The organism is Micromonospora marina (genome assembly GCF_900091565.1).
Taxonomy (GTDB): domain Bacteria; phylum Actinomycetota; class Actinomycetes; order Mycobacteriales; family Micromonosporaceae; genus Micromonospora; species Micromonospora marina.
On the sequence record NZ_FMCV01000030.1, the window covers coordinates 44501 to 56867 of the forward strand.

At 72.8% G+C, this 12367-nt stretch carries 10 protein-coding genes and 1 pseudogene; 5 read left to right on the forward strand and 6 right to left on the reverse strand.

Translation table 11 applies throughout. The features are described 5' to 3' along the window. Nucleotides 1-91 precede the first annotated feature (91 nt). Nucleotides 92-640: a hypothetical protein gene (locus GA0070215_RS25800; protein ID WP_208600421.1), complete on the forward strand. Its 549-nt coding sequence runs from the start codon at nt 92-94 to the stop codon at nt 638-640. A gap of 41 nt (nt 641-681) precedes the next feature. After that, nucleotides 682-1572: an alpha/beta fold hydrolase gene (locus GA0070215_RS25805; protein WP_018788435.1), complete on the forward strand. Its 891-nt coding sequence runs from the start codon at nt 682-684 to the stop codon at nt 1570-1572. Here the strand turns inward: GA0070215_RS25805 and GA0070215_RS25810 are convergent. Further along, nucleotides 1553-1924 (reverse strand): DUF3817 domain-containing protein, encoded by a 372-nt coding sequence (locus GA0070215_RS25810; RefSeq protein ID WP_091050879.1) that lies wholly within the window; start codon nt 1922-1924, stop codon nt 1553-1555. The genes GA0070215_RS25805 and GA0070215_RS25810 overlap by 20 nt on opposite strands. 155 nt (nt 1925-2079) lie before the next feature. On the opposite strand from GA0070215_RS25810, the gene GA0070215_RS25815 reads away from it, so the two are divergent. Beyond that, on the forward strand, nt 2080-3558 hold the full coding sequence (locus tag GA0070215_RS25815) for a glutamate-cysteine ligase family protein (RefSeq protein ID WP_026268605.1): 1479 nt from the start codon (nt 2080-2082) through the stop codon (nt 3556-3558). Nucleotides 3559-3650: 92 nt separating this feature from the next. Here GA0070215_RS25815 and GA0070215_RS25820 read toward each other — a convergent pair whose 3' ends face one another. Next, nucleotides 3651-3941, reverse strand: coding sequence for a helix-turn-helix domain-containing protein (locus GA0070215_RS25820; RefSeq protein ID WP_018788438.1), 291 nt, complete (start codon nt 3939-3941; stop codon nt 3651-3653). A 66-nt stretch (nt 3942-4007) separates the two neighbouring features. On the opposite strand from GA0070215_RS25820, the gene map reads away from it, so the two are divergent. Next, a complete protein-coding gene (map, locus tag GA0070215_RS25825) occupies nt 4008-4778 on the forward strand; it encodes a type I methionyl aminopeptidase (RefSeq protein WP_091050882.1) in 771 nt (256 codons plus the stop codon). Nucleotides 4779-4816: 38 nt separating this feature from the next. Here map and GA0070215_RS25830 read toward each other — a convergent pair whose 3' ends face one another. The 4 genes and pseudogenes from GA0070215_RS25830 to glgX all read right to left on the reverse strand — a co-directional run bounded on the left by GA0070215_RS25830 (nt 4817) and on the right by glgX (nt 11799). After that, nucleotides 4817-5464: a maleylpyruvate isomerase family mycothiol-dependent enzyme gene (locus GA0070215_RS25830; RefSeq protein ID WP_091050886.1), complete on the reverse strand. Its 648-nt coding sequence runs from the start codon at nt 5462-5464 to the stop codon at nt 4817-4819. Between the two features lie 179 nt (nt 5465-5643). Next, nucleotides 5644-7378, reverse strand: a pseudogene (gene treZ, locus GA0070215_RS25835) (malto-oligosyltrehalose trehalohydrolase). Further along, a complete protein-coding gene (treY, locus tag GA0070215_RS25840; RefSeq protein ID WP_091050888.1) occupies nt 7375-9675 on the reverse strand; it encodes a malto-oligosyltrehalose synthase in 2301 nt (766 codons plus the stop codon). Before treY ends, treZ begins: the two are co-directional and overlap by 4 nt. Nucleotides 9676-9678: 3 nt before the next feature. Next, entirely contained in the window at nt 9679-11799 is a 2121-nt protein-coding gene (glgX, locus tag GA0070215_RS25845; RefSeq protein ID WP_091050891.1) for a glycogen debranching protein GlgX, read from the reverse strand. A gap of 338 nt (nt 11800-12137) precedes the next feature. Here glgX and GA0070215_RS29355 point away from each other — a divergent pair. Continuing rightward, nucleotides 12138-12367: glycogen/starch synthase (locus GA0070215_RS29355; RefSeq protein WP_167361573.1), on the forward strand; the 230-nt coding region annotated here is incomplete at its 3' end.

Below are 12367 nucleotides of genomic sequence, written 5' to 3' on the forward strand. Positions count from 1 at the left end.
CACCTGCCCCGCATCCCGGGCGTGACCGATGTTCATTCACGTCGTTCAACCCGAAGGGCCGATACCATCTGTGCACGGAACGGGACTCTCGGTGGTGAACATGGACACGGAGCTGTACAGCCGGCGCATCGTCAGCCCGACGGAACGCGTCGTCACCGGGCGTCTGATCCGGTTGATGGAGGGCTACGCCCGGGAGGTCCGGATCGGGCAGCCCGCCCTGGTCGCGGTGCTGACCGCCGCGGGGGTGGTGGGGCTGCTGCTGAAGGTGGTGCGCGCGTTGCTCAGCAGCGGCGGCGGTGGGGCCCGGCGCAGCTTCAAGGAGCTGAAGAAGGGGCCGGAGTTCCTGGTCACCCCGGTCCGGGTACGCGACGCCACCGGCCGGCTGGTCGAGGTCGAGCTGCACGGCCACCTGCCGCAGAGCGCGCTGCACCCCGGCGACCACGTCCAGCTCACGCTTCGGCCGCAACGGGACGAGGACCTGCCGCCGCGGGTCGAGCGGATCGTCAACCTGACCACCGGGCAACTGCTCACCCCGCGTACCGCGACGCTCTGGTCGCACCTGGGGCCCGCGCTGCTGCTCCAGGCGATGCTGGGCGTCGTGCTGCTGCTCGGCGTGGCCGCCTGCTCGGCCCTGACGTAGGGCGTGTTTCCCGCCGGGCGACGGCGGGCACCGCTGCGGCCATGTTCGAAGGATTCACGCTCACCGAGATCGACGTCGGCGCGGTGCGCCTGCGCGTACGCCACGGCGGCTCCGGGCCACCGGTGGTGCTGCTGCACGGGCACCCGCGTACCCATGCGACCTGGCACCGGGTGGCCCCGCGGCTGGCGGCGCGGCACACGGTGATCTGCCCGGACCTGCGCGGCTACGGCGGCTCGTCGAAGCCGCCGAGCGACCCGGAGCACACCGTCTACTCGAAGCGTGCGATGGCCGCCGACGTGGTCGGGCTGCTCGACGCGCTCGGCCACCGCCGGGCCGCCGTGATCGGTCACGACCGCGGCGCGTACGTGGCCATGCGGACCGCCCTGGACCATCCCGACCGGGTGAGCCGTCTCGGCGTGCTGGACGGGGTGCCGATCGGCGAGGCGCTGGCCCGCTGCGACGCCCGGTTCGCCGCCCGCTGGTGGCACTGGTTCTTCCTCGGCCAGCTCGCCAAGCCGGCCGAGCGGGTCATAAACGCCGACCCGGACGCCTGGTACGGCGGATCACCGGAGGAGATGGGCGAGCAGGCGTACGCCGACTACCGGCAGGCCATCCACGATCCGGCCACGGTGCACGCGATGTGCGAGGACTACCGGGCCGGGCTCGGCCCGGACCGGGCGGCGGACGACGCCGACCGGGCCGCCGGGCGGCGGATCGCCTGCCCGGTGCTGTTCGCCTGGTCCGAGCGCGACGACATGGTCGACCTGTACGGCGACCCGGCGGCGATCTGGCGGGACTGGGCCGACGACGTGCGGACCGCGTCGGTTCCGTCCGGGCACCACATGGCCGAGGAGGCGCCGCGGGAGCTGACCGACGTGCTGGCCGGTTTCCTCGCGGGGGACGTCGCCGCGGTCAGCGACCGGCCGGGGTGAGCGGCCGCTGCGCGACAGCCGGCGCGTCGAGCAGGCCGCGGCGGCTCGCCCAGCGCTCGAACAGCACCGTGGCGAACGGCGGCACGGCGGCGACCAGGGCCAGCCCGGTCTGCACGAGCGTCCAGCGGCGCCGCCGGGCCACCACGAGCGCCAGCAGGCCGTAGACCACGAACAGCGCGCCGTGGACGGGGCCGAAGATCTTCACGCCGATCTCGTCACCGGGCGGGCCGTACTTGACCGCCATCCCGGCCAGCAGCGCCGCCCACGAGCAGGCCTCGGCGAGCGCCGCCACCACGAACGCCCGGCTCCACCCGTCGCGCATCAGCCACTCCCCTTCGCCGTCGGCGGCCATGCTATCCGCCCTGGCCGCGCCGCCCGGCCGGAACCCGCCGCCCCGCGACGGGGATCACCGGGGCCGTCACGGGGTACAGAAAGGGCCTCCGGGCCTTTCCTGACCCGCCACTGCGTGCGAGGTTGGGGAGAACCAACGGTGACAGGGTGGTGACCATGGGCGAGGACGTCGGCGTACGTACCTTCAGCCGGGAGGACCGGGCCCGCTATCGCGAGAAGGTCCGGCGGTGCCTGGACGTGTTCGCCGAGATGCTGCGCGAGTCCCGGTTCGACGTGGAGCGGCCGATGACCGGCCTGGAGATCGAGCTGAACCTGGTCGACGACGGCTTCGACCCGGCCATGCGCAACGCCGACGTGCTGGAGGCGATCGCCGACCCGGCGTTCCAGACCGAGCTGGGCCAGTTCAACGTGGAGATCAACGTCGAGCCGCGGCGGCTCGCCGGCACCGGCACGGCGGCGTTCGAGGAGCACGTCCGGGCCAGCCTGAACGCGGCCGAGGAGAAGGCCCGCACGGTGGGCGCGCACATGGTGATGGTCGGGATCCTGCCGACGCTGCGCCCGGAGCACCTGACCGCCGAGACGCTGTCGGCGAACCCCCGGTACGCGCTGCTCAACGAGCAGATCTTCGCCGCCCGCGGCGAGGACCTGCCGATCGCGATCAGCGGGGTGGAGCGGCTGGCCACCAGCGCCGACACCATCACGCCGGAGGCGGCGTGCACCAGCACCCAGTTCCACCTCCAGGTCAGCCCGGCGCAGTTCGCCGACTACTGGAACGCGGCCCAGGCGGTCGCCGGCATCCAGGTGGCGCTCGGGGCGAACTCCCCGTTGTTCTTCGGCCGGGAGTTGTGGCGCGAGACCCGGGTGCCGCTTTTCCAGCAGGCCACCGACACCCGGGCGGAGGAGATCAAGGCCCAGGGCGTACGCCCGCGGGTGTGGTTCGGCGAGCGCTGGATCACCTCGGTCTTCGACCTGTTCGAGGAGAACGTCCGCTACTTCCCGGCGCTGCTGCCGGTCTGCGACCCGGAGGACCCGGCGGCCACGCTGCACAGCGGCGGCGTCCCCAAGCTGGCCGAGCTGCGGTTGCACAACGGCACCGTCTACCGGTGGAACCGGCCGGTCTACGACGTGCTCAAGGGCCGGCCGCACCTGCGGGTGGAGAACCGGGTGCTGCCGGCCGGGCCGACCGTGCTGGACACGGTCGCCAACGGCGCGTTCTACTTCGGCCTGGTGCGGGCGCTCGCCGAGTCCGACCGTCCGCTGTGGTCGCAGATGTCGTTCAGCGCGGCCGAGGAGAACTTCAACGCCTGCGCCCGGCACGGCATCGACGCCCAGGTGTACTGGCCCGGGCTGGGCTACCTGCCGGTGACCGAGCTGGTGCTGCGCCGGCTGCTGCCGATGGCCCATCACGGGCTGGACCGGTGGGGCCTGGACCCGGCGGAGCGGGACCGGCTGCTCGGCATCGTCGAGCAGCGCTGCCTGACCGGCCGCAACGGCGCGACGTGGCAGGTGGAGACGCTGCACCGGCTGGAGTCGGCCGACCACATGGACCGGCCGGCGGCACTGCGCGAGGTGGTCCGCCACTACGTCGACCTGATGCACAGCAACCGGCCCGTGCACGAGTGGCCGATCCCCTGACCCGGGCCGGCGCGGTGACCGTGCGTCCGGCCGGCGGGTCGGCGCGACGTGGTAGCTGGGCACCGCGACGATCAGCAGGGCGCTGGGCGGCCCTACGAGGCCAGGCGTCGTTCGGACGGCGCGAGGCGCCCCGCGGCTCCGGAACTGTTGATCTCGGACCACACCTCGTCGAGGGAGAGGCCGAGAACGTCGGCGATGGCCGCGATGGTGGGGAACGCCGGCGTGGCGACCCGGCCGGACTCGATCTTCCGGAGCGTCTCCGGGGAGACGCCCGCGTCGAGCGCGGTGAGCAGCATCGAACGCCCACCCCGGGCGCGGCGCAGGAGCGCGCCGAGGCGCTGCCCGCGTTCGACCTCGGCGGGGGTGAGGGGCAACCTGACCATGCCAGGATTCTAGTACCGGGATAACATGGCCGGGATACTTATTGGTCCCGCGAGGAAGGCGCCTGCATGATCGAGATCCTGAGCCCCACCGACGTACGGCGGGCGCGGGACACCGGCGCCTTGGTCGCCCACATCCTCCAGACGCTGCGCAGCAGCACCACGGTCGGCACGAACCTGCTCGACATCGACCGGGAGGCGCAGCGCATGATCGTCGAGGCCGGGGCGCAGTCCTGCTACGTCGACTACGAGCCGTCCTTCGGCCGCGGCCCGTTCGGCCACTACATCTGCACCTCGGTCAACGACGCGGTGCTGCACGGGCTGCCGCACGACTACACGCTCGCCGACGGCGACCTGCTGAGCCTCGACCTGGCCGTCTCACTGGGCGGGGTGGTGGCCGACTCCGCGATCAGCTTCCTCGTCGGCGACGCCCGGCCCGCGGAGAGCGTCGCGCTCATCGACGCGACCGAGCGGGCGTTGCAGGCCGGGATCGCCGCAGCCCGTCCCGGGGCCCGCGTCGGCGACCTCTCGCACGCCATCGGCTCGGTCTTCACCGGAGCCGGATACACGGTCAACACCGAGTTCGGCGGCCACGGCGTCGGGTCGACGATGCACCAGGATCCGCACGTGTCGAACACCGGGCGGCCCGGTCGCGGCTACACGCTGCGTCCCGGGCTGCTGCTGGCGCTGGAGCCGTGGGTGATGGCGGACACCGCGTCGCTGGTCACCGACGCCGACGGGTGGACGCTGCGCAGCGCGACCGGCTGCCGCACCGCGCACAGCGAGCACACCATCGCCATCACCGACGACGGCGCGGAGATCCTGACGCTGCCGAGATGACGTCCCCGCCACCGCCGGGCGTCGTCAGGCAGGCGTCGTCAGGCGGGCCCGCAGCGCTCCCGCAGCGTCTGCACGCCCGGCCCGGTGAGGTCGTCGCAGTAGGCGGCCCGCCCGGCCATCGCCATCACCAGCGCGACGGTGGTGCCGCTGACCAGCGCGCCGGCGCCGGCGGTGAACGGCCCGTCGGTCGCCTCCACCCGCAGGCTCTCGATCGCGCTGCGCCCCGCCACAGTGAAGTCCCGGCCGGCGAAGAACCGGGCAACCGGCGTGACAGCCTCGACCGACGGCGTCCGGGCCAGGCCGAGCGGACGCCGGATGTCCTGGGCGTGCACGACCACCTCACCGAGCCAGGCCTCGGTCGGCCCGAACGTCGAGGTGGTGCGGCCGATGATCCGGCGGAACCGGTCGAGGGTCTCACCCGGGTCGGCGCCCCGGTGCTCGGCGAGCCGGCGGTCGTTGTGCAGATCGAAGTCGAACCGGGCGCCGAGCACGCTGACGAGCCAGCGGACGCGGCCGACGCTGCCCGCCGCCGTCAGGTGCGCGAGCGTCTCCTCCACCGTCCACCGGCCGCACAGCGAGGGCGAGCCCCACTGCGCCGCGTCGAGCCCGGCGAGATCGTCGGCCAGGGCGGCGCGCTCGACGTGCGCGAGCGCCCACAGTTCGTCCCGGGTCGGGCTGTCGGACATGGGGAACCTCCAGAGTCGGGCCGTCGGAGGTTGGACCACGCCGCCGCGTCCAACTCACCGCCCTCTCTCCGCCGATCTTGGAGTTGCGGTGGTTCGCCAACCCGGCATCTACGACATTCGAGGCGCCACACCTCCAAAGATCGGCGCCGACGGGCGGGCGGGACGGGCGGGCCGGACGGTCAGAGCGCCACGATCGCCGCCGACTCCGGCGGCAGCTCGATGCCGTCGCGCATCACCGTCACCCCCTCGGAGGTGGCGAGCAGCACGCGGCGTACCACCCCGGGCAGGTTGATCCGCTGTGCCCGGCCGGCCAGATTGGCCACCACGAGCGTGTCGCCGCGCCGCATCACCAGGAACCGGTCACCGTTGCGGACGTCGACCCGGTCCAGCCGAGGGTCCGACAGGTCGGCCCGGGACCGGCGCAGCGCGATCAGCCGCCGGTAGAGGTCGTACGTCTCACGGTGTTCCGGCTTGTCCAGCTCGGCCCAGTCCAGGCGGGATCGCAGGAACGTCTGCGGGTCCTGCGGGTCGGGCACGTCGTCGGTGGCCCAGCCGTGATCGGCGAACTCCCGCCGGCGGCCGGTGGCGACCGCCGCGGCCAGTTCCGGCTCCGGGTGGCTGGTGAAGAACTGCCACGGCGTGGCTGCCGCCCACTCCTCCCCCATGAACAGCATCGGCGTGAACGGCGCGGTCATCAGCAGCGTCGCGCCCACCCGCAGCAGGCCGGGCGACAGGGTGGCGGAGATCCGGTCACCGGTGGCCCGGTTGCCGATCTGGTCGTGGTTCTGCAGGTACGCCACGAAGCGGTGACCCGGCGTGCGCTGCCTGTCGACCGGGCGGCCGTGGCTGCGGCCCCGGAAGCTGGACCAGGTGCCGGCGTGGAAGAACCCGCCGGTCAGCACGTCGGTGAGGCATTCCAGGGAGCCGAAGTCGCCGTAGTAGCCCTGCCGCTCGCCGGTGAGCAGCGTGTGCAGCGCGTGGTGCGCGTCGTCGTTCCACTGGGCGTGCAGGCCGTACCCGCCCGCCTCCCGGGGCGTGATCAGGCGCGGGTCGTTGAGGTCGCTCTCGGCGATCAGCGACAGCGGCCGGCCGAGGTGCGTCGACAGCGCCGCCACCTCGGTGGCCACCTCCTCCAGCCAGTGCACGGCCCGGCCGTCCGGCATCGCGTGCACGGCGTCCAGCCGCAGCCCGTCGACGTGGTAGTCGCGCAGCCAGGTCAACACGCTGTCGGCGATGTAGCGGCGCACCCCGTCGGAGTTGCCGGCCGTCCAGGTTGACCGTGCGGCCCCAGGTGTTGCTCTGCTCGGTGAGGTACGGCGCGAACCGCGGCGCGTAGGCCCCGGAGGGCCCGAAATGGTTGTAGACGACGTCGAGGATCACCCCCAGGCCCTTGGCGTGGGCGGCGTCGACGAACCGTTTCAGGCCGTCCGGACCGCCGTACGGCTCGTGCGGGGCGTACCAGCAGACACCGTCGTAGCCCCAGTTGTACTCGCCGTTGAACGCGTTCACCGGCAGCAGCTCGATCATGTCGACACCGAGGTCGACCAGGTGGTCCAGCTTGGCGATCGCCCCGTCGAACGTGCCCTCGGGGGTGAACGTGCCGATGTGCAGCTCGTACAGCACGCTGCCGGGTAGTTGCCGGCCGGTCCAGTCGGCGTCGGACCAGGCGAACGCGGCGTGGTCGTAGAGCCGGCTGGGACCGTGCACCCCGGCCGGCTGCCACGCCGAGCGGGGGTCGGGCAGGGCCTGGTCGTCGTCGTCGAGCAGGAACGCGTAGTCGGTGCCCGGCCCGGCGTCGGGCACCTCGACCCGCCACCAGCCGTCCGGCCCCTGACGCATCGCCTGGTCGGCGGCGCCGGGCAGGCGCAGCCGCACCCGGGCGGCCTCGGGCGCCCACACCGTGAACTCGGTCATGCGGCGGCCTCCACAGAGTCGGTGGGTGCGAGGAGGGCGACGGGGTAGGTGCTCAGCAGATCATCCAGGAGCAGCTCAGAACCACTGTAGACCCGCCCGGTGAACAAGTCGGTGCACTGATGAACGGAAAGTGACACGGTCGTGTCCCGCCAGCCGCCGGAACGGGCCAGCCGCAGCGGCAGCCGGGTCGCCACCGCGACCGCGCCGCCCCGGTCGAAGGCCACCGCGTGCGTGGCGGCCGGACCGCACGCCGGCACCGGCCGGTAGCCGCCGAACAGGTCCGGGCGGTGGCGGCGCAGCCGCAACGTGCGGGACACCACGAGCAGCTTGGCCGCGCCGTCGCCGGCCACCGCGGGCCGCCATCCGGCGTCGAGCCGGGCCAGCATGTCCCGGCGTACGGCGAAGTCGACCGGCCGCCGGTTGTCCGGGTCGACGAGCGAGTTCTCCCACAGCTCGGTGCCCTGGTAGACGTCGGGCACACCGGGCATGGCGAGCTGCACCAGCTTCTGCCCGAGCGCGTTCGACCAGCCGGGCGGGGTGATCTCGGCGGCGAACGCGGTGATCTGGGCGTGCAGTTCCGGGTCGTCGTACATCCGGTCGACCAGCGCGTGCAGCTCGTGTTCGAAGGCCGGGTCCGGGTCGGCCCAGCTCGTGCTCACCGACGCCTCCCGGGCGGCCTTCTCGGCGTACCCGTGCAGTCGCTCCCGTTCGATCGGCCACGCCCCGACGGCGGTCTGCCAGAGCAGGTGGGCCAGCGCGGGGTCGGCCAGCGGCGCGCGGGACATCCAGTCGGCGACCCGCTCGGCCCAGCGGCCCGGCAGCTCGGAGAGCACCGCGAGCCGGGCGCGGACGTCCTCGCCGCGCTTGGTGTCGTGGGTGGAGAGCGCGGTCATGCTCGCCGGCCAGCGCACCTGCCGGGTGGCGGCGAACCGGTGCAGCTCGGCCGGCGGCACACCGAAGTGGGCCGGGCTGCCGCCGACCTCGTTGAGGGCGACGAACCGGCTCCACCGGTAGTACGCGGTGTCCTCCACACCCTTTGCCATCACCGCACCCGTGAGCTGCGGGAACCGGGCGGCCAGCTCGTGGCCGGGATCGCGCAGCCGGGCGGTGACCGCGTCCAGCACGCCGGTCAGGTCGGGGCGGCGGCGGCCGGCCTCGCTGCGGGCGGCGGCCAGATGACGGGCGCCGGAGGGCGGGTAGCCGCGGTAGACCGGGAAGCACGCGGCCAGCTCGGCGAGGGCCGCACGCACCTGCTCGCCGGGCAGCTCCGGCACGAGCGCGGCCAGCCGGGTCAGCTCGGCGGCGAGCAGCCGGGTGGCGGCCTCCAGCTTGGTGGCGTGTGTCAGGTCCGGCCAGGAGGTGTGCCGCCCGGTCAGCCGGCCGTCCAGCGTGGTGAACTCCGGTTCGGCGGCCGGGTCGACGAACAGCCCGGACACGGCGGCCAGCGCGTCGTAGCCGGTGGTGCCGTCGACCGGCCAGTCCGGCAGGTCCTCGCCGTACTCCAGGATCTTCTCCACCACCAGCCAACTCCCGGGCGCGGCGGCGCGCAACCGGGCCAGGTAGCCGGCCGGGTCGCGCAGCCCGTCCGGGTGGTCGACGCGGATGCCGTCGACCTCCCCGGCGTCGACCCAGCGCAGGATCTCCGCGTGGGTGGCGTCGAAGACCTCCGGGTCCTCCACCCGCAGGCCGGCCAGGTCGGACACGGCGAAGAACCGGCGGTACGTCAGCTCGGCGTCGCCGCGCCGCCAGTTCACCAGCTCGTAGTGCTGCCGGTCGTGCACCTGGCGGGGCGTGCCCTCACCGGTGCCGTCGGCGACCGGGAAGCGGTGCTCGTGGTAGCGCAGCTCCCCGTCGACGAACTGCAGGTCGTCGAGCGCGTCGGCGGTGTCGGCCAGCACCGGCAGCAGCAGCCTCCCCCGGTCCCAGTCGATGTCGAACCAGTGCGCGTACGCCGAGTCGCGTCCCCGCCGCAGCACGTCCCACCAGGCCGGGTTGGCCTCCGGCCGGGCCACTCCGGCGTGGTTGGGCACGATGTCCACGACCAGGCCCAGCCCGGCCGCGCGCAGCGCCCGGACCAGCCGCACCCGGGCGGCGTCGCCGCCGAGCTGCGGGTTGACCGCGCGGTGGTCGACCACGTCGTAGCCGTGCGCGGAGCCGGGGGTGGCGGTGAGCAGCGGCGCGGTGTAGAGGTGGGTGACGCCGAGCGCGGCGAGGTAGCCCGCCAGCTCGGCCGTGGTGTCCAGGTCGAAGCCGGGACGCACCTGGACCCGGTAGGTCGAGCGAGGGGTGTCGGGCATCGGTCAGGCCGTCCTCTCCAGGACCAGCAGCGAGCGGTCCGGCACGCAGACCGTGCCGCCCGCCTCGACGAGCGTCGTCTTCTCCGGATCGGGTTCCGCAGTGCTGATCACCAGCTCCCACCGGGTGCCGAACTCCTCACCGGGCAGCGTGAAGTCCAGCGGCGCGTCGTGCGCGTTGAACAGCAGCAGGAACGAGCTGTCCCGGTGGCGCTGGCCGTACTGGCCGCGTTCGCCGATGCCGTCGCCGTTGACGAACAGGGCCACCGAGCGGCCGAAGTCGTTGCCCCAGTCCTCGCCGGTCATCTCCCGCCCGTCCGGGGTGTACCAGGCCAGATCCGGCAGCCCGGAGCCGGCGGCCCGGCCGCCCACCGGCAGGCCGGTGAAGAACCGGCGGCGGCGGAACACCTGGTGCCGGTTGCGGAACGCGGTGAGCCGGTGGACGAAGTCCAGCAGCTCGTCATCGGCCCGCTCCCAGTCGACCCAGGCGATCTCGCTGTCCTGGCAGTAGGCGTTGTTGTTGCCGCCCTGGGTGCGGCCCAGCTCGTCACCGTGACCGAGCATCGGCACACCCTGGGACAGGATCAGCGTGGCCAGGAAGTTGCGCCGCTGCCGGGCGCGCAGCGCGCGTACGCCCGGGTCGTCGGTGTCCCCCTCGACGCCGCAGTTCCAGGACCGGTTGTGGCTCTCCCCGTCCCGGTTGTCCTCGCCGTTCGCGTCGTTGTGCTTGTCGTTGTAGGAGACCAGGTCGGTGAGCGTGAACCCGTCGTGGCAGGTGACGAAGTTGATGCTGTGGAACGGGCGGCGGCCGTCGTCCTGGTAGAGGTCGGCGGAGCCGGAGATGCGGGAGGCGAACTCGGCGAGCGTGGCCGGCTCGCCGCGCCAGAAGTCGCGTACGGTGTCGCGGTACTTGCCGTTCCACTCGGTCCACTGCGGCGGGAAGTTACCGACCTGGTAGCCGCCGGGACCGACGTCCCACGGCTCGGCGATGAGCTTGACCCGGCCGACCACCGGGTCCTGCTGCACCACCTCGAAGAACGTGGACAGGCGGTCCACCTCGTAGAACTCGCGGGCGAGCGTGGCGGCCAGGTCGAACCGGAAGCCGTCGACGTGCATCTCGGTGACCCAGTAGCGCAGCGAATCCATGATCAGTTGCAGCGAGTGCGGACTGCGCACGTTGAGGCTGTTGCCGGTGCCGGTGTAGTCGACGAAGTAGCGCCTGTCGTCCTCGGAGAGCCGGTAGTAGCTCCGGGTGTCGATGCCCTTGAAGCTCAGCGACGGCCCGAGGTGGTTGCCCTCGGCGGTGTGGTTGTAGACCACGTCGAGGATCACCTCGATGCCTGCCGCGTGCAGCGCCTTGACCATGCCCCGGAACTCCTGCACCTGCTGGCCCAGGCGGCCCAGCGCGGAGTAGCCGTGGTGCGGGGCGAAGAAGCCGATGGTGTTGTAACCCCAGTAGTTACGCAGCCCCAGGTCGGCCAGGCGGTGGTCGTGCACGAACTCGTGCACCGGCATCAGCTCCACCGCCGTCACGCCGAGCCGCTTGAAGTGCTCGATCATCACCGGGGAGGCGATCGCCGCGTACGTGCCGCGCAACTCCTCCGGGATGCCGGGGTGGCGCATGGTCAGGCCGCGCACGTGCGCCTCGTAGATCACCGAGTGGTGGTACGGCGTGCGCGGCGGCCGGTCGTTGCCCCAGTCGAAGTACGGGTTCACCACCACCGACTTCGGCATGTACGGCGCCGAGTCGGCGGTGTTCATCACGTCCGGGTCGCCGCCCACCTCGTAGTCGTAGACCGACGGGTGCCAGGTGACCTCCCCGTCGACCGCCTTCGCGTACGGGTCGAGCAGCAGCTTGTGCGGGTTGCAGCGCAGCCCCTCGGCCGGGTTCCACGGGCCGTGCACCCGGTAGCCGTAGCGCTGGCCGGGCCCGACGCCCGGAATGTAGGCGTGCCAGACGTACGCGTCGACCTCGCGCAGCTCCACCCGGCGCTCGGTGCCGATGTCCCACTCGTCGAACAGGCACAGCTCGATCCTCTCCGCCACCTCGGAGAAGATCGCGAAGTTGGTGCCCATCCCGTCGTACGTGGCGCCGAGGGGGTAACTCTCGCCCGGCCAGACCTGCATGTCGCTCCTTCGGCCCATGATCGTGAGCACACCGGACAGGGGAACCGCCGATGCGCACGTCGGTGATGCCCCGCCGCACCCTCCGCCAATCCACCCGTTCGGACCGTAACCGAATCCACCCTCCTGAGTCCGGATAGACGTTCAGGTGTCATCCGTCACGATCGCCCTTTTCGAGATGCGGACCGGCGCCGGATGGACTTTCCTGGATCCGGGCCCGCGCGCGGGCCGCCCGGCCGTTCGGTCATCCCTCACCACCCTCACCACCCTCACCACCCTCACCACCGCCTGTCGCCGCCACCGAAGCCGGCGTGTCTCACCCTGCACGGACGGAGATCCACGTGACCACTCTGCGGGTCGGCGCCCAGCCCGCCACCGCGACGGACCGGCTCCACCGGCCCACTCTCACCTCCCGCCCGACCCCGCCGTCGCCGGCCGGGGCCGCGCCCCGGACGCGGCGCATCCTGATGCTGTCGTGGGAGTACCCGCCGGTGCTCGTCGGTGGCCTCGGCCGCCACGTCCACGCCCTGTCGGTCGCCCTGGCCGCCGCCGGACACGAGGTCACAGTCGT

Coding starts and splice junctions, on each gene's coding strand:
- GA0070215_RS25805 (WP_018788435.1), top strand. CDS start 682: ATGTTCGAAGGATTCACGCTCACCGAGATCGACGTCGGCGCGGTGCGC.
- GA0070215_RS25810 (WP_091050879.1), bottom strand. CDS start 1,924: ATGGCCGCCGACGGCGAAGGGGAGTGGCTGATGCGCGACGGGTGGAGC.
- GA0070215_RS25815 (WP_026268605.1), top strand. CDS start 2,080: ATGGGCGAGGACGTCGGCGTACGTACCTTCAGCCGGGAGGACCGGGCC.
- GA0070215_RS25820 (WP_018788438.1), bottom strand. CDS start 3,941: ATGGTCAGGTTGCCCCTCACCCCCGCCGAGGTCGAACGCGGGCAGCGC.
- map (WP_091050882.1), top strand. CDS start 4,008: ATGATCGAGATCCTGAGCCCCACCGACGTACGGCGGGCGCGGGACACC.
- GA0070215_RS25830 (WP_091050886.1), bottom strand. CDS start 5,464: ATGTCCGACAGCCCGACCCGGGACGAACTGTGGGCGCTCGCGCACGTC.
- treY (WP_091050888.1), bottom strand. CDS start 9,675: ATGCCCGACACCCCTCGCTCGACCTACCGGGTCCAGGTGCGTCCCGGC.
- glgX (WP_091050891.1), bottom strand. CDS start 11,799: ATGCAGGTCTGGCCGGGCGAGAGTTACCCCCTCGGCGCCACGTACGAC.